Below are 23,044 nucleotides of genomic sequence, written 5' to 3'. Positions count from 1 at the left end.
GACTTGGTATGTCTGCCCACGAGTACTTTGAATAGCCCCGAGTTTCGTAGACACCCTCGGGTTGGATTTTCTGCTGCTTCTCAAACTCGACGGGCGACTTATCCCATGGCAGGCCCTATTCGACCTTGCCAAACTCTCCGATGGCCAGCGTCTGTTGATTACCAACAGCTCGGGCGGTGTCGGTTCCCTCGCCGTTCAACTCGCGAAAACCATGGGCGCGCATGTTGCCGCCATGGGTTCTGCCCCTACCGAAGCCTGTATCCGCGGTCTCGGCGCAGACGAATTCATCGATTATAGCAGCAGCGTTTCGAGGACGTAGCGCATGATATGGACGTCGTCTTCGACACGGTCGGCGGCGAGACCTTTGATCGGGCATCCTGAACCCTCAAAAAGGGCAGCTTTGTGGTCACTGCGGTGGCTCACAGAAAAATTTAAAAGCTTTGTGGAACCGGTTCTCGACGCGAATAGGGCCGCGGCAATCCTCGATTTGCCGAGTCGGGTACGTTGGATCAGATAGATCAACTCCTCTCCGGGGCGTGAGGCGAAGTGATCCGGCTTCTTCGAAGCGGCTCGCCGTCAACGTGTATCGCCGATCTTCAACAAGCTCCCTCCATTAAATCCGAACCAGGGTTGCCTTGGTCTCCTCTATAAGCCACGTGAGCGCAGGATTTGACACCGCCTGATCGCGCCACAAGAGATTGACGTCGAAGCGCGGGCCGTCGAATGGCAGCGGATGGAATGCAATTCCGGGACGCTTGGCAAAAAAACGGGCTGCAGTCGAGGGCATTGTGGCGATCAGATCGCTGCTTTCCACAATCTCGGGCAGCACGACGAAGTGCCGCGACCGCACCACAATTTGCGGCTCTATCCTGCCGGTGATATCATCCAAACAATCTCCCGCCCCCGCCTGCCAGTGCCCGCTGCCACTCGCGATCACCGCGTGCCCTTCACGGAGGAAATCATCGATCATCAGGATGTGACCTATTCTAGGCCACGGCGTCACTAGTTGAGGCGATCCATATCCTTGTCTCGGCAAGCTTGATGGCGGCCATGTAATGATTAGCGCGTCGGTCACATCGCGTCGCGAGGCCTCGCATCTGCTTGATACGGTTGAAGAACCGTTTCACGAGATTGCGCTTACAATAGGTCCAGCGGGTGCAGCTGAATGCCTGCTTTCGATTGGCCTTTGCAGGGATAGTCGCCCAGCATTTGCTTTGCTTGGCGAAGTTTCGAATTGCGTCGGTGTCATATGCCTTGTCGGCGAGGATCGTCGCGCCAGGCCGCAGATCGCTCAACAGCTTTTCAGCCACCGGTGCGTCGGCGGCTTAGCCAGCGGTGAGCTCCAAGCGAACCGGTCTGCCATCTGCATCGACAAGGGCGTGGATCTTGGTTGTCAGGCCACCGCGTGAACGTCCCATGCAAGGATCGGCAGATCCCCCTTTTAGCGTTGGCACCATGCTGGTGAACGCGAACACAAGAGCTGTCGATCATCACGATGTCTCCATCGTAACGCTTCGAAACGGCGTCCAGAAGACGATCCCAGACGCCCGCCTTGCGCCAGCGCGAGAACCGATTGTAAAGCGTCGTGCGCGGGCCATAACGCTCCGGCACATCTCGCCAAGACGAACCAGTCCTGAAACGCCACAGGATGCCGTTGATCACTCGGCGGTCATCGACACGCTCAATTCCACGGCTATTGTTCGGCAAAAGAGGTGCAATGATAGCCCATTCTTCGTCGCTCATTTCGTGACGGCGCATCGCAATCTCTCACGGAAATTGAATCATACACCCTCAATAAGATGAACCCAATTTATGGGGACACAGCCTAGCTCTTAAAACTGTTTCAAACCATTCATCAGCCACGTCCACGTCTTATCGAAATGTGCGTCAACAGCAGCTGCGGAACCAAACTCACTACTTCCCATCATCGCAGCGCCCGTCGGTATCGCGACCGTACAGTGGATGAGATGGCCGGCAATTTCCAAAGGGTTTCCAGGACAGAGCGCGCCGTCTTCTTGAGCACTTTCGACGGCTTCGACCAACTTTGCCATTATCGGATCAGGTTGAGGCGGAATTGGACCACCCTTTTCAAAAACGACGGCCTCACTGAACGCGATACGCTTCAAAGCGATCATTTCAGGCTCCATGTTAACTCGTAAAAGTTGACCAACAAGGGATTTGAGCCGCGTCAGAGGGTCGCCAGTCACAGTCGGCATGAGTTCCAGCCTTGCGACTGCATTCTTGTGTGCATGCTCGACAACAGACTCAAACAGCGCCACCTTCGATGGGAAACGCCGGTAAACCGTATCTTTCCCCGCTCCGCACGTGGACGCCACCTGTTCCATCGAGGTTCCGGCAAAGCCTCTTTCTGAGAAAAGCTCACTCGCGGCGGCAATTATCCTCTCCCTGGCCATATCCTTCGCCGCTTTGGGCGGGCGACCAACTCTGGCAACTGCGCTTGTGCTTCCAGAAACCATCATCACCTTCTCCTTCATTTCGCATCGTATTTCGCTCTCGAACGCTCGCGCGCCAATTAACACAAAATATGACCGTCGTCGTCATATTAACTAGACAGGACGGTTCCGTTTGATTATTCAAATCTCCATTATCCGTCGGCTTTTTTCAGGGGATTGTCCGTGAAGCGCAGGAACTCCTTAACACATATTTTTCTGCTATCGTCTGTCGTATCCATCGGTCCTGCGTTTGCTCAGGAAACGGCAACACAACTCAAGCCGATTATAATCCGTGGCATGGATACAGATAGCAGTTCCAGCACTATCAATGCGAAGACCGCGCGTTCTGCAACCAAAACTTCCACACCGATTATCGAAACGCCACAGTCAGTCTCGACGATTACGCGTAAGCAGCTCGATGATCAAAGCCCGCAGACGGTCAGCGAAGCACTTCGTTACACCGCTGGCGTTCTGGCCGACCGGGATTCGAACTCCCGCTATGACTCGGTTTTTCTTCGCGGTTTTGGTGCGTTTGGTACTGCAACCAACTACGTGAATTATCTGGACGGGCTGAAGCTCCAGCGTGGCCAAGCTTTTGCAACACCCTCAATTGATCCCTTCTTGCTTGATCGCGTGGACGTGTTGAAAGGTCCATCGGCGCTTCTGTACGGCCAGGTGAGCCCTGGTGGGCTCGTCAATCAAATCAGCCGACAGCCTTCGAACACACAATCCAATGAAGTCAGGCTGGAGGTGGGCACGGATGGAAGGGTTCAAAGTGGGCTCTACTCCACCGGTTCGGTAACTTCTGACGGAGACCTCCAGTATGGAATTGGCATCATCGGGAGGTCATCTGGTACACGCTATGACGACGTTGACGAAAAACGCCTAGGCGTTGCTCCGTCACTCAAGTGGCAGCCGGACGCGGACACCTCGCTGACAATCTCCGGCTATTTTCAGCGAGATCCTGAAGGCGGATACTTCAATTCTCTATATCCCAAGTTCCTTGCCCCCTCAGCCTATTCCGGCTTCCTGAGCCGCGATCTGAATGTTGGTGATCCAAACTATGACAGCTTCGCGCGAACGCAATATGGTTTTGGGTATCAGTTCGAACACACGTTCGATGAAAACATCACATACCGCTCCAATTTCCGGTATTCAGGTATCGACACTGACATGCGCTCGCTTCAGATGAATGGACCTCTCTCAGCAGCGGGTTTGATACCCCGGTGGGCGGTGCACTCGATTGAGGACGCAAAGGGCTTCTCGCTCGATAATCAGCTTGAGTTCCGGGCAGAGGCTGCCGCTGTTCAGCACACTTTTCTGGCCGGTATCGACATTCAGCGCTTAGACAGCGGTTGGCAATATCTGCTTGGGGGCGCCGCGCCTCTCGATGTGACCAACCCACAGTATGGACAAGCGGTTGGACCATTTGCGACCGCCATCAACACCGACCAAACACTTCGCCAAACAGGAATCTATCTGCAAGACCAGATAGAGGTCGGAGGCTTGCGAGGGGTTTTCGGCGTGCGGCACGACTGGGCCAACCAGGACACTGACAATCTGCTGGCAAGATCATCCTCCGATAGATCTGATGGTGCTACGACCTATCGCGCCGGTTTGCTTTACATGTTTGATAATGGCGTTGCGCCTTACGCCAGCTATTCAACATCTTTTGAACCATCGACCACCACCAATGCTAGCGGTATTCCGTTCAAGCCAACAGAGGCCGAACAATATGAGGTTGGGATAAAGTATCAGCCCGCCGGTACGGACGCTCTGCTCACACTTTCCGCCTTCGATATTCGACAGCAGAACGTTGTCTACTTCAACGCGGCTTCCGGCTTTAATGAACAACAAGGCGAGATCCACTCGCGTGGGATCGAGTTCGAGGCGAGAGGAAACGTTACGAATAATCTTGAACTCATTGCCGCGATTTCCTTGCTCGATACGGAAGTCTCGGAATCCAGCATGCCCTCCGTAATCGGTAAGCGGCCCCAAGCCGTACCGCGGTATTATGGTTCCTTGTGGGCAAATTACACCATCGATTCCGGCGCGCTCGAGGGTTTAAGCGTTGGAAGCGGTTTACGGTTTGTCGGATCGAGCTACAGCAATGACAATAATACTGTGAAAGCCAGCGGTTACACGCTGCTTGATGCAGCTATTCGTTACGATCTCGGCGCAAAGAACCCGAGCCTTAAAGGATTGCAGGTAACACTCAATGTGACCAATCTATTGAACAAGGAATACTACTCTTCCTGCAGTTCGGAATATTACTGCCAGTATGGCAATGGCCGGACTGTGCTGGCCGGACTGAGATATAAGTGGTGATATCGTGACTTTGACACGTAGAAGCTTTTGTACGTCCACCTTGGCTGCCGGGATCGTCTCTTTTACGGGATCGGCCGAGGCACAATCATTTATAACAGTTACGGATATGGCGGGGCGCCAGGTCAGCCTCCCTGTCTCGCCGAAGAGGATCATCTTGCTTGAAGCGCATGATCTTCTGACGATGTCGCTTCTTCATCCAGATCCGGCTTCAATCGTTGCGGGCTGGGCGGCCACCGATCGTATAGACAGTCCTGCTCTTATGAATTCTCTATCGAATGGTCACCAGATAACGGTTGTCGGCAAACAGACGCCGGACAGCGTTTCGCTCGAGCAATTGATCAGTTTGGCACCAGACCTTGTGGTGACAACCGCCTTCATGAGCCCTCAGGGCGAGGCGGATCCCACTGTAAGTCGCTTGAACGACCTGAGGATACCGGTCGTTTACAGTGATATCTCAAGCAACGCGTTGACCGACGGTCAAAACACCGATCCGGTAACTTTGGTGAAGGCCTACATGCGCATGTGGGGCAAGATACTAGGCGTGCCGCAAAAAGCTGAGGCTTTTTTGTCAGTTGTCGAAGAAGGTTTGGCATCGGTTACCACACGAGTATCGAAGGCTCCACTGGTGACGGCCTATCTAGAAGTTCAGTCTACATCAGATGATTGTTGTTGGGCAGCAGGTCGAAAGGTCTGGGGTGAGCTACTCGGCTTGGCGGGAGGCCAACCTCTACCCGGAGTGAAAGCACCCTATTTTGAAAAGCTATCGCTGGAATATGTCTTGACCACCCCACATGACGTGTACATCGCCTCGGGCGGCGGTTGGGCCGCCGGCAATCGGCCTGCGATTGGACCAGATTTGGACCGGGGAGCGGCTAGAGAAAGTTTGAAAAAACTGGTCGACAGAAGGTCAGGCTTTGCTCTATTGCCGAGCGTGGCCAACAAACGTGTGTACGGGATTTGGACCGGCCTGATCTCCAACCTGCCGCTCAACGTCCTGTTCGTCGTGATCACGGCAAAATGGCTCCATCCAGAGCTGTGCTCCGACCTTGAGCCGGAAGCAATTTTGACAAAAATCAACACGGAATTTGCGGCATTCCCGATCAAGGATCCTCTCTGGGTGTCGCTCTGAAGTTTGCCGGGGACAAGTGGAAACCGGTTATCCCGAAAAGAAAAACGACACCGAAACAATAGAGAGTCTGGCTGGTTCAGAACGAACCCGAGACGGACTCTGGCAGCGTATAGATAGGTATCGCCATGTCCTCCAACACCAAGCGCCTCTTTCAAGCGCATGCCACTGTGAAGTTTGCCTCTATCGACACATATGTCGAGCCGTTTATAGAGGCTTTGGCAAGTCACGACATGATCGTGAGCAAGCGTGGAACGCTGCAAGATTTAGAAACGCCCTTTGGTAAAGCTACATTTGAGCCTTTCGAAGATGGATTTAAACTCACTGCGGAAGCTGATGATCCGAGCAGTTTGAACCGCCTGAAACACGCGCTCGTCGGTCCGATATGCTTCATCGCCTCCCGCGAAAAACTGGACATCGATTGGGTGGGAGATTATGCCGAGCCAGCTCTTCCTGATGATCTTCGCTTTTTGCATGTGGTGTCCATCACCGATATTTCGCCTACGTTCCGAAGAATCGTTTTCCATGGCGAAAACCTTGAGCGCTACGACCGTGACGACCAGCTTCACTGTCGATTGATCTTCCAACCGAGACGCATCGACAACCCTATTTGGCCTAGGCTTGATCACCGCGGCCACGTCGTATGGCCTCCGGAAGGGGCAGTACCCACGCGTGTTTACACGATAAGGGGCATCGACGTTTCGAAAGGCCAGATTATCATAGACTTCGCATTGCACGAAAACCCCGGACCGGCAACGCGCTGGGCGTTGGCCGCGCAGATTGGAGATCTGGTCGGAATTCTCGGTCCTGCGGCTAATGGACCCAAACCGGCGAGTTTCTACGTGCTGGCCGGCGATGAAACAGCCCTGCCGGGTATAGCCAGGATTTTAGAAACGTTGGATGATGACGCGACGGGTGTAGCGTTCATTGAAATTGCGGCTTCAGAGGATGAATTGCCGCTTCAAAGGCCCAAAGGCATGCGGGTAAAATGGCTTCACCGCCTCGGCGCGGCGCCTGGAACTACTCCATTGCTGCCTGAGGCAGTAAGATCAGTTGAGTGGCCTGACAAACACGATGAGACAATATTTTGGGGAGGATGCGAACACAAAACATTCGCAGAGATTTATCGGCATTTAAAGCATGAAGCTAACCTACCTAAAGACAGAATGATATTCTATTCCCACTGGAATAGGTCAATGAGTGAAGAAGAGATAATTGCGCGAGGGCCGAGCGAGTACTTGCCGGAGTGAGACCCCAGACTTCAAAGATTAATATGAGTGCTTGGGCGAAGCACCGTGGTTGAACCCTCCGAGGATACTCCACGGCATGTACTGCTATCCTTTGGATCAAACAAGAGGGATGAAGGGCTCTGGTACACACCTGTATTCGCCTGGAATGGCGCGTTTGAAAGGGTAGGAGAGATAGCAATCCATGTCTCCTGAATGGTTGCTGGTAGCCGACCAATAGAAGTCGCCGCTGTTTATGTGACGCCACAGTACTTGAAATACGCATAACCCGAGCGTGCCATATCTGAGAGGCTCACTTCATTTTCGTGCATTCGCGAAGGATTTCGCCTTGTTCCGCTTGACCGCATCTGATGCGTAAAATCTCGCTTTGAAGCTAAAATCCTTCTGGCGCTTTCCCGCCTAGTACTCTGCTTCTGGACTTATACTAAATTTCCCGACAAAAAGAAAATTCGATCTGGCTTCTGCTGTTGGGATACAAATTCGATCGGTCCTTCCGTTCGGGGTTGTAACGAAAGCGGCGATCATCCGAGAAAGGGTAGACCTCCGTCTTTACGTCCCGCCGACAACCGCAAACTGTCCGCCCGCGATCTCGATATGAAGTCTGCGGGCCGCTTGCTTTCGGTCATGGTTCTTCTTGATGCCGCCCTGGCTGAGTGTGGCCATCAGGTTTTCCTTTCGCGGTATCGACAAGGCGAGACTTCAGCTTTCTGACGCTTTCGTCCCTTAGGCCGATACGAGCGAGATAGGTTGCCACGCTGCCGTACTGGCTGTCGAGGTGATCGAGGGCGGCAGCCAAGATAGCCGGTTCAGATGCCAGCAGTTTTCCGCTATTTCGGGAAGATCGAACAGGAGCATGTGGTTGTTTTAAAAAGCAACCGCGGACGCCCGCCCTGAAGGCGCAAGCGCTTCATTGACCGTTCCCCGTGAATGATCACCACGACGACATCGCCATCGACCGGACGCAGGCTGCCGCCGTGCCCGTGGGGGCGGTGCGAAAGCGGCCGGAGTGAGGGCTAAGCGAACGGAGCAGGCGGAGGAAATCCTGCGCTCCCCAATTGACCGGATGACGATCACTTGCGCCGAGAGCGGAGCTTTCTGAGAGTGCTCTTTCAAACGAGCAACAGAAAGGAAGCTCGCATGTCGGTAGGAAAGGAGTACATCGGTCTCGACGTTCATCAGGAGACGATCGCCATAGCAATTGCGGATGATGGTGTGGACAGGGAGGTTCGCTATTTCGGCACGATTGCCAATCGGCCGGAAGCGTTACATGCCGCATTGAAGAAGATCGGGCAGGACGGCTCGGAGCTGCGCGTCTGCTATGAATCCGGGCCGTGCGGATTTGTGATCTACAGGTTCCTCGCAAAGATCGGCGTGCACTGCATGGTGATCTCGCCGTCCTCGATGGCACGTCGGCAGGGGGACAAGGTCAAGACGGATCGCCGAGACGCGCAGACACTGGCTCGCCCGTTGCGAGCTGGCGAGCTGGTTGCCGTGTGGGTGCCGGATGAGGCTCATGAGGCAGTTCGCGATGTCGTGCGAGCGCGACGGCAGGTCAAGTACGATCTCGGTTCGGCCAAATCCGCTTTGAAGAGTTTCCTTCTGCGCCACGGCCGACGGTTTACCGGCAAGGCGATCTGGGGCAAGGCTCATTGGGGATGGCTATCGGAACAGAAGTTTGCCTTTCCGCACCAGCAATTCGCTTTTGAGGAATACAAGCGGCGCATTCATGACTTGATGGACCGTTGCGACCGACTGGACGAAGTTTTGAAGGAAGCTGTTGCGGGATGGGTGTTAAGCCCTCTGGTGTATGCGCTTCAAGCGCTACGAGGCGTCAAGTTAACCGCCGCGGTGACGCTGGTGGCGGAGATTGGCGATTTACGTCGTTTCGATAGTCCGCGGCAGTTGATGGCGTGGCTCGGCCTGGTGCCGGCCGAGCACTCCAGCGGGAAGCGGATCAAGCGTGGAGAGATCACCCGCAGCGGCAATGCTGCGGCGCGGACGATGCTGATCGAGTCGGCGTGGCATTATCGTTTCCCGGCTCGTGAAGGCCGGGGCTTGATGGAGCGGCGCACGGAGATCCCGGAACATGTAAGAGCTATCGCCTGTAAGGCACAGGTTCGCCTATGCGCTAAGTTCCGAAGTCTGGCTGCTTCCGGGAAGCAGACGGTCAAGGTCGTGACGGCTGTCGCGCGTGAGCTTGCGGGATTTGTCTGGGACATCGCACGGCATACGCCAGCCATTGCAGTTGAAGCACAGCAGTAGCGCGCGTAGGGCGAAGCTGGTCGGGGTTGCGCAGCCCGGAGCGCGCGGCCTTCACGTACAAAAGGAGTGGTGAAAACGGGAACGAACGTTGGACGTGGCTGGCGTGCAGCGCGGTCTGATTGATGTAGGACAATCCTCGATTCGGCGCTGGGGCAGAATTATTCAATGCCCGTCAAATTGAAGGAGGAAGGTCCGCGACGGAAAACGGTCGTGCGGTAGCCAATCCGCGAATAGGTGCTTGATCAATCGTCGTCAGAAACAGGCGCGCGGCACACCAGCCAAGTTCCCATCTTGCAGCGGCATCAACTTTGGTGCCAGAATTACTATGAGCACTTTCAGTCGTGATCGTCATAGGAGCGCCGTAGCATTTTCCGGAGCCGGTGGAATCCAAAGGGACTAGCCTTCTTGCAGGACACCGGTTCCGTGTTACAGCTAGCGACCAAAGATATGAGGAAAAAGGGTTTGCTAGATGTCCCAAGTATGCCTCTCACTAAACTGGAAGGGCACTGTAGTACCGCGCCGAACATTTACAGCCGTGCCGTGGGGGACTTTGTCACTCTGCCTTCTCGCGTGCTCGTACTTTGCCATTTTGCCAACAAACGTTCAGGCCGGTGGCTGTCTGCCGACTGGAGAAAGTTTCGAGTACAACGCTGTATGGAGCAGCCCCCGCCCCTACAAGCGCTGGTTCCCCACTGTCAAATCCGCAAGCGTGTCAGCCACCGCCGTATTTCGGATCAGTGATCAGGAGTGCCGCGCGCGCGACATCGAGGATAGGCGTAAAGAGGCGGAAAAGGCACTTGGGGTGAAGGTTATACTGGTTCCCACTCGGCGGGATTATATGGACGTAGGTCTTGCGCCAGATCAGCGCTTAAAGCTTATGGCTGTATATCCCAGTGTTAGTACGCTGGGTGAACTGGAAAGCCAAAACACGGTTGTCTTGATCGTCAGGAGTGAAAACGATCTACGCACGCCGGATGCTGATAAGCGAAAGCAACAAGCTGAAGCCATCCTTAATCGGCCAGTCGAGGTGCGCTGGTCAGGTAGTGGATGATGCCAGGTCAATTCGGGGAGCACTGGCAGTAGTTTTTGTCGCGGTTTGGGCCATCGCTTTGCGACCGTACTCTATGCCTGCGGCACGCAGCCAACCGTCGGCCGTCTCCGTCGGCTCCGGTTACGATCGCTTTTCCAAGCGCGGAACGCTCAACGAGAACGGTATCGCGCAGCGATGCCAGCGAAGGTTAGTTGCGCTTCTTCATCAGAGTGGGTGGGTATGCCCTTGCCGCGCTGCTTGTGACCACGGCGCATAGTGAAAGGAAGTGTGGACATCAGATTGGCCTCTGAGCGATCGAAGGTCGATCAAACGCAGAAGCTGAGCGAGCAGATAGGAACGAAGAATGAAAGCGGTTGTCATCGACGGCTACGGCAACAACGACGTGGTCGCATATACCGACATCGACCGCCTGATCCCCCGGGCTGGCGAGGCTCTGATCAAAGTCTATGCGGCGGGGCTAATCCAGTAGATTGGAAAATCCGAGATGGGCTTGGGCAGCGCCTGGGCATGTCGTTCCCCATACACCTAGGAGGTGAGATAGCAGGTACCATTGAGGAGCTCGGAGATGGCGTGAGCGACTTTAAAGTTGGCGATGCGGTGTATGGCATTTTACCTACGGGGTGGTTTGCAGAATACGCTATTGCCAGTGCTGGCGACTTGGCCCGCAAGCCTTTCAATCTCGATTTCGTCCAGGCCGCAGCGCTTCCGCTTGGAGCCTTAACGGCATGGCAGGCCCTGTTCGACCTTGCCAAACTCTCCGATGGCCAGCGTCTGTTGATTACCAACAGCTCGGGCGGCGTCGGTTCCCTCGCCGTTCAACTCGCGAAAACCATAGGCGCGCATGTTACCGCCATGGGTTCTGCCCCTAACGAAGCCTATATCCGCGGTCTCGGCGCAGACGAATTCATCGATTATAGACAGCAGCGTTTCGAGGACGTAGCGCATGATATGGACGCCGTCTTCGACACGGTCGGCGGCGAGACCTTTGATCGGGCATTCTTAACCCTCAAAAGGGCGGCTTTCTGTCACTGCGGTGGCTCACAGAAAAAATCAAAAGCTTTGTGGAGCCGGTTCTCGACGCGAATAAGGCAGCGCCAATCCTCGATTTGCCGAGTCGGGTACGTTGGATCAGATGGATCAACTCCTCTCGGGGGCGTGAGGCGAAGTGATCCGGCTTCTTCAAAGCGGCTCGCCTTTGACGTCTATCGCCGATCTTCAACAATCTCCCTACATTAAATTCGAACCAGGGTTGCCTTGATCCCCTCGATAAGCCACGTGAGCGCCGGATTTGACACCACCTGATCCCGCCACAGTAGATTGACGTCGAAGCGCGGGCCGTCGAATGGCAGCGCATGAAATGCAATCCCGGGACGCCTGGCAAAAAAGCGGGCTGCAGTTGAGGGCATTGTGGCGATCAGATCGCTGCCTTCCACAATCTCCGGTAGCACGACGAAGTGCCGTGACCGCACCACAATCTGCGGTTCTATCCTGCCGATGATATCATCCGGAAGATCTCCCGTCCCCGCCTGCCAGTGCCCGCTGCCACTGGCGATCACTGCGTGTCCTTCACGGAGGAAATCATCGATCGTCAGGCTGTCGCCTATTCTAGGATGGGAACTGCTCGCGATACAGGCGTATTGCTCCTCGAAGATGGTGAGAAAGCGTATATCGGGAACCGACGGAGAAATGTTGCCGAGAACGAGATCTACCTTGTGGGAGCGAAGCCACTCGTCTGCGTTGGGAACCGTGAGTGGAACGATCTCAAGCTTGATACCGGGCGCCTCCCGCCGCAAACGGGCGACGATTGGCGGAATGAACGACATTTCGCCAAGGTCGGTCAGTGCGATCGTAAAAGTCACCTGCGAGGAGGCCGGCGAGAATTCTGGATGCGGAAAAAAGGCGTTGTCGAGCGCCTGCAAAGGCAGACGCGACTCATGATAAATCTGCGTCGCACGCGCTGTTGGTGTGACACCGTTGCGATTACGAATAAAAAGCGTGTCACCCGTCAGGTCGCGCAGTCGGGCGATACCATGGCTGACTGACGGCTGAGACAGGCTCAGCCTTTTGGCGGCGGCGCTGAAACTGCCGGTCTCTATGACGGCGATGAGAATTCTGGCGAGGTTGAGGTCATGCATCGAGCGATATCCGAGTCTGACACCCCTCATACCACGCGATCATCAGATTGAAATGCTGGGGACGGCGTGACCGCCCCCAGCATGTCGTTTTAGGCAGATGGCATCATCAGCCGACGGTTATCCTCGACAATGTATTCCGGCGTCAGATCGCGAGCGTTGCGGCACCCGATCTGGGCGAGCGTATTGTCGATTTCGGCCATCAGAAGCTTGATGACTTCGGATGCCCCCTGCTCGCCGCGTGCGGCCAGGCCGTACAGCACTGCCTTGCCCAGGAGAACCGTATTGGCACCCAGCGCAAGCGCCTTCACTATATCGGATCCGCGACGATAGCCACTGTCGACCAGTATCGGTTGGGTAATTCTGCTACGTGTCTCCGCAATGACCTGAAACGGGGCGAGCGCATCGTTCAGCTGACGGCCACCATGGTTCGACAGGATCACGCCGTCGGCACCCGCGTCGATGCATCGTACGGCATCGTCGGCGCGCAGAATGCCTTTGACCAGCAGTTCGTGCGGCCAGATCGTACGAAGCCACTTCAAGCCTTCCCAATCGAAGCTGGCGTCCATAGCGCGGCTCATGATCGCCGCCTGCTTGGTAACGTCGCTTGCGTCCTTGCTGACAAAATTTGCAAGCTGTGGCATGCCATTCATCATAAAGTCGAAGGACCACCGCGGATGCGTGATGCCATCGAGGACAACGCTCGGAGTGATCTTCATCGGCACCTTAAAGCCGCTGCGCACATCGCGTTCGCGCAATCCGTTGACTCCGACATCAGTCGTCAGAACAAGCTTGGTGTAGCCCGCATCTTTAGCCCGCTGAACGAGTTCCTCGGAGAACGCACGGTTCAGGACATAGAGCTGGAACCACTTGTCACCACCCGCACCTTCGGCCACTTCCTCGATGGTCGAGGTCGACGCACTGGAAAGTCCGAAGGGAATGCCAGCCCTTTCGGCAGCGCGCGCCAACGCGATATCGCCATTCGGCCAAAAGCATCCGTTGAGGCCGGTGGGCGCGACCATGATCGGCGCCGCCTGGGTTTTTCCGAACAACTCAATCGACAGATCTCTTTTGCTCACATCGGTCAGGCGTTTCGGCTGGAAGTTCACGCGATCGAAGATCGATCGGTTATGGGCAAGCGCCCGCTCGTCGCCCGCACCGCCTTCGAGATAGTCGAAAACCATCTTGGGCAGACGCGATTGCGCCAGCTTGCGATAGTCAGCAACATTGATGGGGTTCTGCATGGATAAAGAGCTCAAAGCGCCAGCGCCAACAGCGCCTCCAACGACGCTGCAGGCGGCACCCACGAACAAATCCCGACGAGTGATCGGCATGATGTAATCCTAGTGCTGATAGCAAACGTCGTCGTGACGCTGCTGAGATGATAAACCGGGGCTCACGCACGTACTTGCGATCTTATTAGCGCCGAGCCTTTCGGCTGCTGCCTTGGGAAGGCAATAGGCTAAATTGTCCCAAGTGGTGGGAATAAAATCAGCTTTAATGTTAGTCAAATCCGGTTACTTGATGTGTTGATATTCAAGATCCGAATATCAACACCCTGTTGCCGCTTGGTACTTCGGTAAGCCTTAACAATCACAAAGTTCTCCGCCAAGACCACGTGTCGCCGCCGGACCAAGCCTCGCTGACTATCATTATAGCCCAATTTTGAGCCCCTGTATGCGATCAGCGCTTGGCCTGCCCGGCGCTGGCCGAGGGTGCAAAGGGTAGGCCAAGTGCGGGTGATGGGTATCTTCGGCTTTAGCTTGAGAGCGGTTTTTGAAGCGCCAAGAGTCGTTTCGGTTCCTACGATTTCGCAATGTTGGGTGAGACGGTCGAGGAATGCGGTTGTCATCTCCGCATCGCCAAATACCGACGGCCATTCGCCGAAGGCAAGGTTTGTCGTGACGATGATAGAGGTTCGCTCGTAGAGCCTGCTGATCAGGTGGCATAGGAGCTGACCTCATGCCTGCGCGAACGGCAGATAGCCGAGTTCATCGAGTATGATGAAGTGGAGGCGTGTAAGGTAATCGGCCATCCGTCCTTGCTTGCCGTTGCGTGTCTCCATTTCCAGGCGGTTGACCAGGTCAACGACATTGTAGAAGCGCCCACGCGTGCCCTTACGGATGAGCGGACGCGCAATTGCAACGGCGAGATCTTACCTGTTCCAGTGCCGCCGACAAGGACGACATTGCGCTGGTCGGCGACAAAGGTGCCCGTAGCCATCTCCCGCACCAGGGATTCATTGATGGGCGTATCGGTGAAGTCAAAGTCGTCAATGTCTTTCGCCAACGGCAGTTTGGCGATGGTGAGCCGGTAACGAATGGAGCGTGCCTGCTTCTCGGCGATTTCCGACTGCAGGAGGTCACCGACAATGCGCGGTGGTTCGTATTGCCGTTCGATGCCGTCGCCCATGACCTCGTCGTAGGCGCTACGCATTCCATAAAGCTTCAGCGTGCTCATCAGTTCGAGAACCTGTGTGCGTTCCATCAACTTGCCCTTCTGAGGCTGTCATAATGGGCGCAGTCGGCGACCGGCCCATGGCTCAGTCGAAGCGCATCCGGATTTACAGGGTTGCTGCGGGAGCCGGACCGCGGTTTCGCGCCAGAATATGATGATCACCGAGGCAGAGCAGACGCCGTGATCAAGAACTTCCTGGCAGGCAGATCGGCAATCAGAAACCGCTCGACATTTCCCTTCCAGCTCTCATCCGGGCAAGGGTTGATGCTCACGTTTATAGGGAAAATCGCTCGCATCGGAGCGCAAGATTTTGCGCACCCTATTACGAGAAAAATTCAGCTCTCGGGCGGTCCTCTTCACCGACCAACCCTGAACATGGAAGGCTCGTCGGACACGGGCAATCGTATCCCCCCTCTTTAAATCCCTACTCCATCCGCTGGCAAAAGCCGGATGGTCGGATGAAATCCAAAGGGGGCAAAATTGGATAAGTATCACCCCCGGCATTGAGTCAATATTCCACGCCCAAACACAATCAGGACTTCTTCCAACAGCTGCAGGCTGAAGGGAAAGCGGACATACAGCCTCACTGAATAGGCGATGACCTGCGGTGGAAAACGGTGGTTCTTGTAGCTGATGGCCGACGTGTCCGTAGCGAGGGATTAGCCACGAACCGTTAAGACGTGACCTGACGCTGCGGATCGGTGTGATCAAGGTTGTCGTAGAACTGCTGTTCGACGATCACCTGTCTGCGATTATTGCCGTAGAGCGCCATACGTCTCTCCCGACGCTCCAAGGCGCTCTACTCTTTTAACCAACGGATCGTCCTTATCCGAAAGTGGATCCCGGCTTTCGGACCAGTGCTGCAGCCTTCCGTTGCGATGATGCGGTCGGAGTCCGTCGAACTGACCGATCATGCCAGTCTTGACGCCGAACAATCCTCAAGGGTGGCTGCCCGCAGCATTGCGAACATGCGGTGGAGCTACTCCAAGTACCGCACCGACTGGGCGAAAGCGGGTGCCTGATTGTCGAGCGATTCTTTCATTCCTCGAATAGCTCGCCGACAACCACTACGGGAACAGCGGACCGCGTGGATTCGCCAGATCCGCAAGAGCGAGCGCCGGTTGGCTCTCCTCAAAACTCCTCCCAACTGTCCTTTAAAGCAGCGTTGCCGGAAAAAACTCTACCCACCCTATGGACCAGCATTTTGGCGGGTGAATGAGTTGAGCGCTGGTCGCCATCGGCCTCAGAGGTTGACACCCTTCTTCTTGACGCGTCCTTTAACTGAAATTGCGAGATCAACTCACGCAGCTTGGTGCTTTCGGCTGCAAGCTGCGCCCCAGCTGCACTGCTTTCTTCAACCATGGCGGCGTTCTGTTGCGTCACCCGGTCCATCTGATTGACGGCCGTATTGACTTCGGCAAGCCCCACGGACTGCTCCTTAGCAGAGGTTGCAATGGCGTCCATGTGCTGATTGACCGCAACGATATAGTTCTCAATGGTCTTCAATGCTATGCCGGTGTCGCCGACGAGTTTCACTCCGTGCTGAACCTCGGTGGACGAATTCCGGATCAGGTCCTTGATCTCCTTGGCAGCCTGGGCTGACCTCTGAGCTAGCTCACGGACCTCCTGGGCAACGACCGCGAAACCTTTCCCAGCATCGCCCGCTCTTGCAGCTTCTACTCCTGCATTGAGGGCGAGAAGATTCGTCTGAAAAGCGATCTCATCGATCACACCTATGATGTTGGATACCTGGTTAGAAGAAGCCTCGATTTTTTCCATTGCCTCAACGGCATTGGCGACAACACGCCCGGATTGAGTGGCGCTTTCATTCGCTTCAGCAGCAATCCTACGGGCGTCCTCCGCGCGCTTGGAGGAATTTGTCACATTGACCGTGATCTGATCGAGTGCGGCGGCCGTTTCTTCCAGCGCTGCAGCTTGCTGCTCTGTCCGTTTAGAAAGATCATTTGCACTTGTACTGACCTCTTGGCTCCCGCTGTCGATAGTGCCTGCGGCACTTGCGACGGCAAGGAGCGTCTCCGACAACTGCGTGACAGCAGCATTGAAGTCGATGCGCAAAGTTTCAAAATCAGGAGCGAATGGTTCGATAAGCTCGAATGAGAGGTTACCATTTGCCAGATGACGAAGTCCCTCGCCAAGTCCAGAGGTGGCTTTTGCCATCTCCGCGGAGCGCAACCGGTCGGCAGTTGCAGTTCGTTCACGCTCTTCGGCGGATTGATTTCGGGCCGCAGTTGCTTCTGCTTCGAGCTTTATACGCTCGATCGCGTTTTCGCGGAAGACAGAGACCGCCGCAGCCATACCGCCGACTTCGTCCCGTCGGTCCTGGCCATCCACCGGGGCATCGTTCTCACCCTGGGCCAGCGACATCATTCGTTCCCGCAGCCTTGCAATCGGTTGAGTAATGCCGCGAGATGATACAAGGAGGGCCGCCCCCAAGCCAACAACGTAGAGGAGGCTCGTAGCGACTAGCGTGAAGAGGATGGAATTGTCTGCCCCAGTGCTCAAGTTGCGGCCATCAGACTGAATCTGCTGTATATTGGCGTTGTTCCAGTCGTATGCGTCTTTGCCCCATTTTGCGATCATCGGGTCAGTCTTCGCCAAAGTTGCGAGTGCTTCTTGATGCCGCCCCGCGGCATCAAGATCGATAGCTTGATCCGCCACGGCGAAGATGGCGTTGCCCCTTCGGCCGAATTCATCAATCTCTGCGGCTCTTTGCGGTATGAGCGCCTTGGCGAAACTTAGATTTTCACCGAACGCCTTTGTGTTGATCCTATACTCCGAAGCCGCGCTCTGCCTGGCCGTCTCATTTTGGCCGTTTGCGATAGATCTATAAGCATTATAAGACGTGGCCACCAAAGAACTGGTGGCGTTGGACATTCTGATCGCTGCTATATTGTCGGCCGTGATGAACTTGTTATATGCGTCATTCGACGATTGATATCGCTCGGCCATCATAACAACGCCTGCGATACCGACGACACAAATCGGCGCGACAACAGCTAATATCTTCGTTCGGATTGCAGCATTCTTTAAGAGTGACATTTTATCCTCGTGCCTGTGATTCCAAGCTTAGATCTTGGAAGCGGTTCTTTCAAAGTGAAGTAGCGTCTAATCGCGCAGTGGACATAAGTAAGATCGCCGTGGAGCGCTGCAAATGGATGTTATAGAGGCAGCAATTCATCCACGATGCTTCACGTCAATTTGTGCATTTAAGAGGCTGGTACATTTGTCTGATAGGGTTAATGAAATTTATGGCAGGGATGTGCCGTTATTCATGAAATTAGATCATTATGTATAGCCATATAGTAGAATTATATTCCCGCACATATATAGATTCCTCACGTATTGACCAATGACTTCAATTGTTGCTTAAGGCAATTAATTATTAATTAAAATTATCCTTACGAAACACTAAATGTTTTAGGACATTAAATCGAGGGTATACGATTTGACTTGGATCAGGTTTCTCAGCCTCGCTGACGACGAACATCCCCGCCAAGAACAATCGGAAGGGAAGCGTACCCAAAGGCAAACGAGTATGCAGACAGCGCAATCTAGTAGAGCGCGTCTGTCGCAAACTCAAAATTTCATCGTTATCGCTACCTGATACGACAAAAACCGACGAACTATCTTATATCCGAAACTGGCGACAGTAAGAATTGAATAAGCTTGGAGTGAATATACGTTCTACGTCATCGGCCCGAAAATCTAACTCGATTGTCGGAAAGCACCACGCGTCGATTCAAAAAAGGTAAAGCGTCCTTTGTGCATCCAATATGATGCACCGCGCTTTAATTGCAAACCAATGAGAGCATCGAGCTCGTTTTATCGACCGCCAGGTTGATTCTCGTGTTTCGATTTTGTAAAAAACCTCCAAGCACCTAATGGTTTCCCTGCGCAACGATGGTCGTTTGTATTTTGTAGCGAGGAAACAGCATGATCTTACGCGGGCTCTTTATCTCCGGTGTTTTCTCTGCTGGGATCCGCAGGAGCATGGAATAATGACTGACATGGAATCCTTCAAATCAACGACGATCACGCGCCGCTGGTGGAAAGAAGCTGTTGTCTATCAGGTGTATCCGCGCTCGTTCCAGGATTCAAACGGCGACGGCATCGGCGACATTCCGGGCATAACTGCGAGGCTGGATTACATCCTCGGTCTAGGCGTGAATGTCATCTGGCTCAGCCCCCATTTCGACTCTCCGAATGCCGACAACGGGTACGATATCCGTGACTATCGCGAGGTGATGCGCGAATTCGGCACCATGGCAGATTTCGATTCCCTGCTGGCCGAGACGAAAAAGCGCGGCATGCGGCTGATCATCGATCTCGTCGTCAACCATACCAGCGACGAGCATGTCTGGTTTGCCGAAAGCCGGGCCTCGAAAGACAACCCGTACCGTGATTACTACATCTGGCATCCCGGCCGGGACGGCCGCGAGCCGAACGACTGGCGCTCATTCTTTTCGGGCTCGGCGTGGACTTACGACCCGCCGACCGGCGAATACTACATGCACCTCTTCGCCGCTAAGCAGCCGGATATCAACTGGGACAATCCGGCTGTGCGCGCGGATGTTTATGACATCATGCGCTTCTGGCTGGACAAGGGCGTCGACGGATTCCGCATGGATGTCATCCCCTTCATCTCCAAGCAGGACGGCCTGCCCGACTACCCTGACCATCATCGGGTCGCGCCGCAGTTTTTCCACGGTTCGGGTCCCCGCCTGCACGACTATCTTCAGGAAATGAACCGCGAGGTATTGTCGCATTACGACGTGATGACGGTTGGCGAGGCCTTCGGTGTGACGACGGATGCAACGCCGCTTCTGGTCGACGAACGGCGCGGCGAACTGAACATGATCTTCAATTTCGACGCTGTACGCATCGGTCGTGGCGAGACCTGGCACACGAAGCCTTGGGCCCTGCCGGAACTGAAGGCGATCTATGCCGGACTGGACGCTGCGACCGACCGGCACTGCTGGGGTACGGTCTTCCTGTCCAACCACGACAATCCTCGTCTCGTCTCCCGGTTCGGTGATGATCATCCTGACTGGCGGGTGCCTTCGGCCAAGGTTCTTGCCACGCTTATCCTGACACTGAAGGGCACGCCTTTCATCTATCAGGGCGATGAATTGGGTATGACCAATTATCCCTTCGGCTCGGTCGAGGAATACGACGATATTGAGGTGCGCAACGCCTGGCAGGCTGAGGTCATGACCGGTAAGGCGGATGCAGCCGAGTTTCTCGCGGAGATGCTGAAAATTTCCCGCGACCATTCCCGCACACCGATGCAATGGGACGCCAGTTCCGACGGCGGCTTCACCCGGGGTGGAAAGCCCTGGCTATCGGTCAATCCGAACTATCGGGCGATCAATGCGGATGCGGCACTCGCCGATCCCGATTCGATCTACCATTATTACGCCGCACTTATCCGTTTCCGGCGCGAGACACCGGCGCTCATCTACGGCGATTATGACGACTTGGCGCCGGATCATCCGCACCTCTTCGTCTATACGAGAACATTGGGGTCCGAGCGCTATGTGGTCGCGCTTAACTTCTCGCGCGATGCGCAGGAACTGGTTCTTCCGACAGACGTGAGCGCCACGTCACTGGTTATCGGCCGCGCCCCGCAAGTGGACCGCATGCAGCATGATGCTGCACGGATCGAGCTGGCGGGTTGGGAAGCACGGATTTACCACTGCGCATGAAGCGCCCATCGGCAGAAAGTACGCGCCGGCAGGGTTTTGGACCAGCAAGAGATGAGGCGGGATAAGGCTGGTTTACGTATCAAGTCCGCGCGCCAGTACGGTTCAACCCTTCCATCCACTCAAGCAGAAGGAGACTGGTAACAAGCAATATCTGAATCCGAAACGGCTTTCGGAGTCATGAGGGGAGATGTTCCGGAAGCGGGAGGAAGTACATGTTGTTTGCCTCTTATGCAAAGGAACGAAATCATGCTTCTTAAGAGATTATTCGCCGCGTCTATGATGCTTGCTTTTTCAAGCGTCTCCTCTGCGAAGGCTGAGGAGACCGTAAAGCCGGGCGCGCCATGGTGGAAAAGTGCCGTCTTCTATCAGGTTTATCCGCGCTCGTTCAAGGATACCAACGGTGATGGGATCGGCGATTTCAAAGGACTGACGGAGAAGCTCGACTATCTCAAGGGGCTCGGCATAGACGCCGTCTGGATCAATCCACATTACGCGTCTCCCAACACCGATAATGGCTACGACATCAGCGACTATCGTGAGATCATGAAAGAATATGGGACGATGGAGGACTTCGATCGTCTGGTGGCCGAGCTGAAGAAACGCAGCATGCGGCTGATGGTCGATGTCGTGATCAACCATTCGAGCGACCAACACGAATGGTTCAAGAAAAGCAGGGCTTCCAAGGACAATCCCTACCGCGACTATTATTTCTGGCGTGACGGTAAAGACGGCCATGCGCCTAACAATTACGCTTCCTTTTTCGGTGGCTCGGCATGGGAGAAGGACCCCGCAACCGGGCAATATTACCTGCATTATTTCGGTCGTCAGCAGCCAGATCTGAACTGGGACACGCCTAAGCTTCGCGAGGAACTCTATGCGATGCTGCGGTTCTGGCTCGACAAGGGCGTGTCAGGCATGCGGTTCGATACGGTGGCTACCTACTCGAAGACACCGGGTTTCCCGGATCTGACACCGGAGCAGATGAAGAACTTCGCGGAGGCCTATACCCAAGGGCCGAACCTTCATCGTTACCTGCAGGAAATGCACGAGAAGGTCTTCGATCATTATGACGCGGTCACGGCCGGCGAAATCTTCGGCGCCCCGCTCGATCAAGTGCCGCTGTTCATCGACAGCCGGAGGAAAGAGCTGGATATGGCTTTCACCTTCGATCTGATCCGTTATGATCGCGCACTGGATCGTTGGCACACCGTTCCCCGTACCCTCGCGGACTTCCGTCAGACGATCGATAAGGTCGACGCCATCGCCGGCGAATATGGCTGGAACACGTTCTTCCTCGGCAACCACGATAACCCCCGTGCTGTATCGCATTTTGGCGACGACCGGCCGCAATGGCGCGAAGCCTCTGCCAAGGCTCTTGCCACCGTTACCCTTACCCAGAGGGGAACGCCGTTCATCTTCCAAGGAGATGAACTCGGAATGACCAACTACCCCTTCAAGACGCTGCAGGACTTTGATGATATCGAAGTCAAAGGCTTCTTTCAGGATTATGTCGAAACCGGAAAGGCAACTGCCGAGGAATTGCTGACCAATGTGGCGTTGACAAGCCGTGACAACGCCCGCACGCCCTTTCAATGGGATGATAGTGCTAATGCGGGATTCACGACAGGCAAGCCTTGGCTGAAGGTCAATCCAAACTATCCCGAGATCAACGCAGCGCGGGAGGTTGACGATCCTAAATCTGTCTACAGCTTTTACCGCGGTCTGATCTCAATTCGACATGAAACCCCCGCTCTTTCGACCGGGACCTATCACGACATCGATCCGAGTAATGCCGATGTTTATGCCTATACGCGCAGCCAGGATGGCGAGACCTATCTGGTCGTAGTCAACTTCAAGGAACAGCCAAGGAAGTTTACGCTTCCGAAGGGCATGCATATTGCCGAAACCCTGATTGAGAGCAGTTCGCCAGCAGCCCCAGCTGCGGGGGCTGCAAGCCTTGAGCTTCAGCCCTGGCAGTCAGGCATCTACAAGGTGAGGTAATTCTACCACCGAATTTTCATGAAACGCACTGGCCCGCCGGCATCCAACCCGGCGGGTGATCCCTGACAATTGTGAGGGATAATGTCCGGCCTTGTCGCCCAACCCCACGCGAAAAAGAAGACATTTTGCGTGGTTGCGAACATCGGCTACTGGCTTCCGCAAAACCTGGGCCGGGCCTTCCATGATGTTTTCCAGCGCAGCCTTGTGTGGAAAGAGGTTGAAGCGCTGGAACACCATTCCGACGCGGCGGCGCTGGCGCGA

Annotated in this window: 15 protein-coding genes and 5 pseudogenes; 11 read left to right on the top strand and 9 right to left on the bottom strand. The window is 55.0% G+C overall.

Annotated elements, in window-relative coordinates:
* Window positions 1-61: 61 nt before the first annotated feature.
* The gene (locus QE435_RS24320; protein WP_349043083.1) at window positions 62-319 is read left to right on the top strand and encodes a hypothetical protein; all 258 of its coding nucleotides are present in this window, start codon (window positions 62-64) and stop codon (window positions 317-319) included.
* Window positions 320-613: 294 nt separating this feature from the next.
* Here QE435_RS24320 and QE435_RS24315 read toward each other — a convergent pair whose 3' ends face one another.
* From QE435_RS24315 to QE435_RS24305, 3 genes and pseudogenes are all read right to left on the bottom strand, one after another.
* A complete protein-coding gene (locus tag QE435_RS24315; protein WP_349043082.1) occupies window positions 614-970 on the bottom strand; it encodes a LysR substrate-binding domain-containing protein in 357 nt (118 codons plus the stop codon).
* Window positions 971-986: 16 nt separating this feature from the next.
* Window positions 987-1,764, bottom strand: a pseudogene (locus QE435_RS24310) (IS5 family transposase).
* A gap of 68 nt (window positions 1,765-1,832) precedes the next feature.
* On the bottom strand, window positions 1,833-2,480 hold the full coding sequence (locus QE435_RS24305; RefSeq protein WP_349043081.1) for a TetR/AcrR family transcriptional regulator: 648 nt from the start codon (window positions 2,478-2,480) through the stop codon (window positions 1,833-1,835).
* A gap of 156 nt (window positions 2,481-2,636) precedes the next feature.
* Here QE435_RS24305 and QE435_RS24300 point away from each other — a divergent pair, with 156 nt between their 5' ends.
* The 6 genes from QE435_RS24300 to QE435_RS24275 all read left to right on the top strand — a co-directional run bounded on the left by QE435_RS24300 (window position 2,637) and on the right by QE435_RS24275 (window position 11,703).
* On the top strand, window positions 2,637-4,781 hold the full coding sequence (locus tag QE435_RS24300; RefSeq protein ID WP_349043080.1) for a TonB-dependent siderophore receptor: 2,145 nt from the start codon (window positions 2,637-2,639) through the stop codon (window positions 4,779-4,781).
* A 4-nt stretch (window positions 4,782-4,785) separates the two neighbouring features.
* Window positions 4,786-5,910, top strand: a complete 1,125-nt coding sequence (locus QE435_RS24295; RefSeq protein ID WP_349043079.1) for an ABC transporter substrate-binding protein — start codon at window positions 4,786-4,788, stop codon at window positions 5,908-5,910.
* A 125-nt stretch (window positions 5,911-6,035) separates the two neighbouring features.
* Complete coding sequence (locus QE435_RS24290; protein WP_349043078.1) at window positions 6,036-7,157, top strand: siderophore-interacting protein; 1,122 nt, start codon at window positions 6,036-6,038, stop codon at window positions 7,155-7,157.
* Window positions 7,158-8,291: 1,134 nt separating this feature from the next.
* A complete protein-coding gene (locus tag QE435_RS24285) occupies window positions 8,292-9,416 on the top strand; it encodes an IS110 family transposase (RefSeq protein WP_349043077.1) in 1,125 nt (374 codons plus the stop codon).
* Window positions 9,417-10,810: 1,394 nt separating this feature from the next.
* On the top strand, window positions 10,811-10,936 hold the full coding sequence (locus tag QE435_RS24280; protein WP_349043076.1) for a hypothetical protein: 126 nt from the start codon (window positions 10,811-10,813) through the stop codon (window positions 10,934-10,936).
* A gap of 101 nt (window positions 10,937-11,037) precedes the next feature.
* Window positions 11,038-11,703, top strand: a complete 666-nt coding sequence (locus QE435_RS24275; protein ID WP_349043206.1) for an NADP-dependent oxidoreductase — start codon at window positions 11,038-11,040, stop codon at window positions 11,701-11,703.
* Here the strand turns inward: QE435_RS24275 and QE435_RS24270 are convergent.
* From QE435_RS24270 to QE435_RS24250, 5 genes and pseudogenes are all read right to left on the bottom strand, one after another.
* On the bottom strand, window positions 11,700-12,602 hold the full coding sequence (locus tag QE435_RS24270; protein WP_349043075.1) for a LysR family transcriptional regulator: 903 nt from the start codon (window positions 12,600-12,602) through the stop codon (window positions 11,700-11,702). The genes QE435_RS24275 and QE435_RS24270 overlap by 4 nt on opposite strands.
* Window positions 12,603-12,691: 89 nt before the next feature.
* The gene (locus tag QE435_RS24265; protein WP_349043074.1) at window positions 12,692-13,933 is read right to left on the bottom strand and encodes an alpha-hydroxy-acid oxidizing protein; all 1,242 of its coding nucleotides are present in this window, start codon (window positions 13,931-13,933) and stop codon (window positions 12,692-12,694) included.
* Window positions 13,934-14,251: 318 nt separating this feature from the next.
* Window positions 14,252-15,086, bottom strand: a pseudogene (istB, locus tag QE435_RS24260) (IS21-like element helper ATPase IstB).
* A pseudogene (locus tag QE435_RS24255) lies at window positions 15,086-15,236 on the bottom strand (IS21 family transposase); the annotation flags it as partial. The pseudogenes QE435_RS24255 and istB, both read right to left, overlap by 1 nt.
* A 353-nt stretch (window positions 15,237-15,589) precedes the next feature.
* A pseudogene (locus tag QE435_RS24250) lies at window positions 15,590-15,691 on the bottom strand (IS6 family transposase); the annotation flags it as partial.
* Window positions 15,692-15,913: 222 nt separating this feature from the next.
* Here QE435_RS24250 and QE435_RS24245 point away from each other — a divergent pair.
* On the top strand, window positions 15,914-16,078 hold the full coding sequence (locus QE435_RS24245; RefSeq protein ID WP_349043073.1) for a hypothetical protein: 165 nt from the start codon (window positions 15,914-15,916) through the stop codon (window positions 16,076-16,078).
* 109 nt (window positions 16,079-16,187) lie between these two features.
* Here QE435_RS24245 and QE435_RS24240 read toward each other — a convergent pair whose 3' ends face one another.
* Window positions 16,188-18,116, bottom strand: coding sequence for a methyl-accepting chemotaxis protein (locus tag QE435_RS24240; RefSeq protein WP_349043072.1), 1,929 nt, complete (start codon window positions 18,114-18,116; stop codon window positions 16,188-16,190).
* Between the two features lie 443 nt (window positions 18,117-18,559).
* Between QE435_RS24240 and QE435_RS24235 the strand changes: the two are divergent.
* The 3 genes and pseudogenes from QE435_RS24235 to QE435_RS24225 all read left to right on the top strand — a co-directional run.
* A pseudogene (locus QE435_RS24235) lies at window positions 18,560-18,678 on the top strand (IS5/IS1182 family transposase); the annotation flags it as partial.
* Window positions 18,679-19,075: 397 nt separating this feature from the next.
* Window positions 19,076-20,782 carry an alpha-glucosidase gene (locus QE435_RS24230; RefSeq protein WP_349043071.1) on the top strand — a complete coding sequence of 569 codons (1,707 nt, stop codon included), beginning with the start codon at window positions 19,076-19,078 and terminating at the stop codon, window positions 20,780-20,782.
* 246 nt (window positions 20,783-21,028) lie between these two features.
* Window positions 21,029-22,783, top strand: coding sequence for an alpha-glucosidase (locus QE435_RS24225; RefSeq protein ID WP_349043070.1), 1,755 nt, complete (start codon window positions 21,029-21,031; stop codon window positions 22,781-22,783).
* Window positions 22,784-23,044: the final 261 nt, after the last annotated feature.

Source organism: Agrobacterium sp. SORGH_AS 787, assembly GCF_030819035.1.
Classification (GTDB): domain Bacteria; phylum Pseudomonadota; class Alphaproteobacteria; order Rhizobiales; family Rhizobiaceae; genus Agrobacterium; species Agrobacterium larrymoorei_B.
This window is presented reverse-complemented; position numbering and strand designations above follow the sequence as displayed.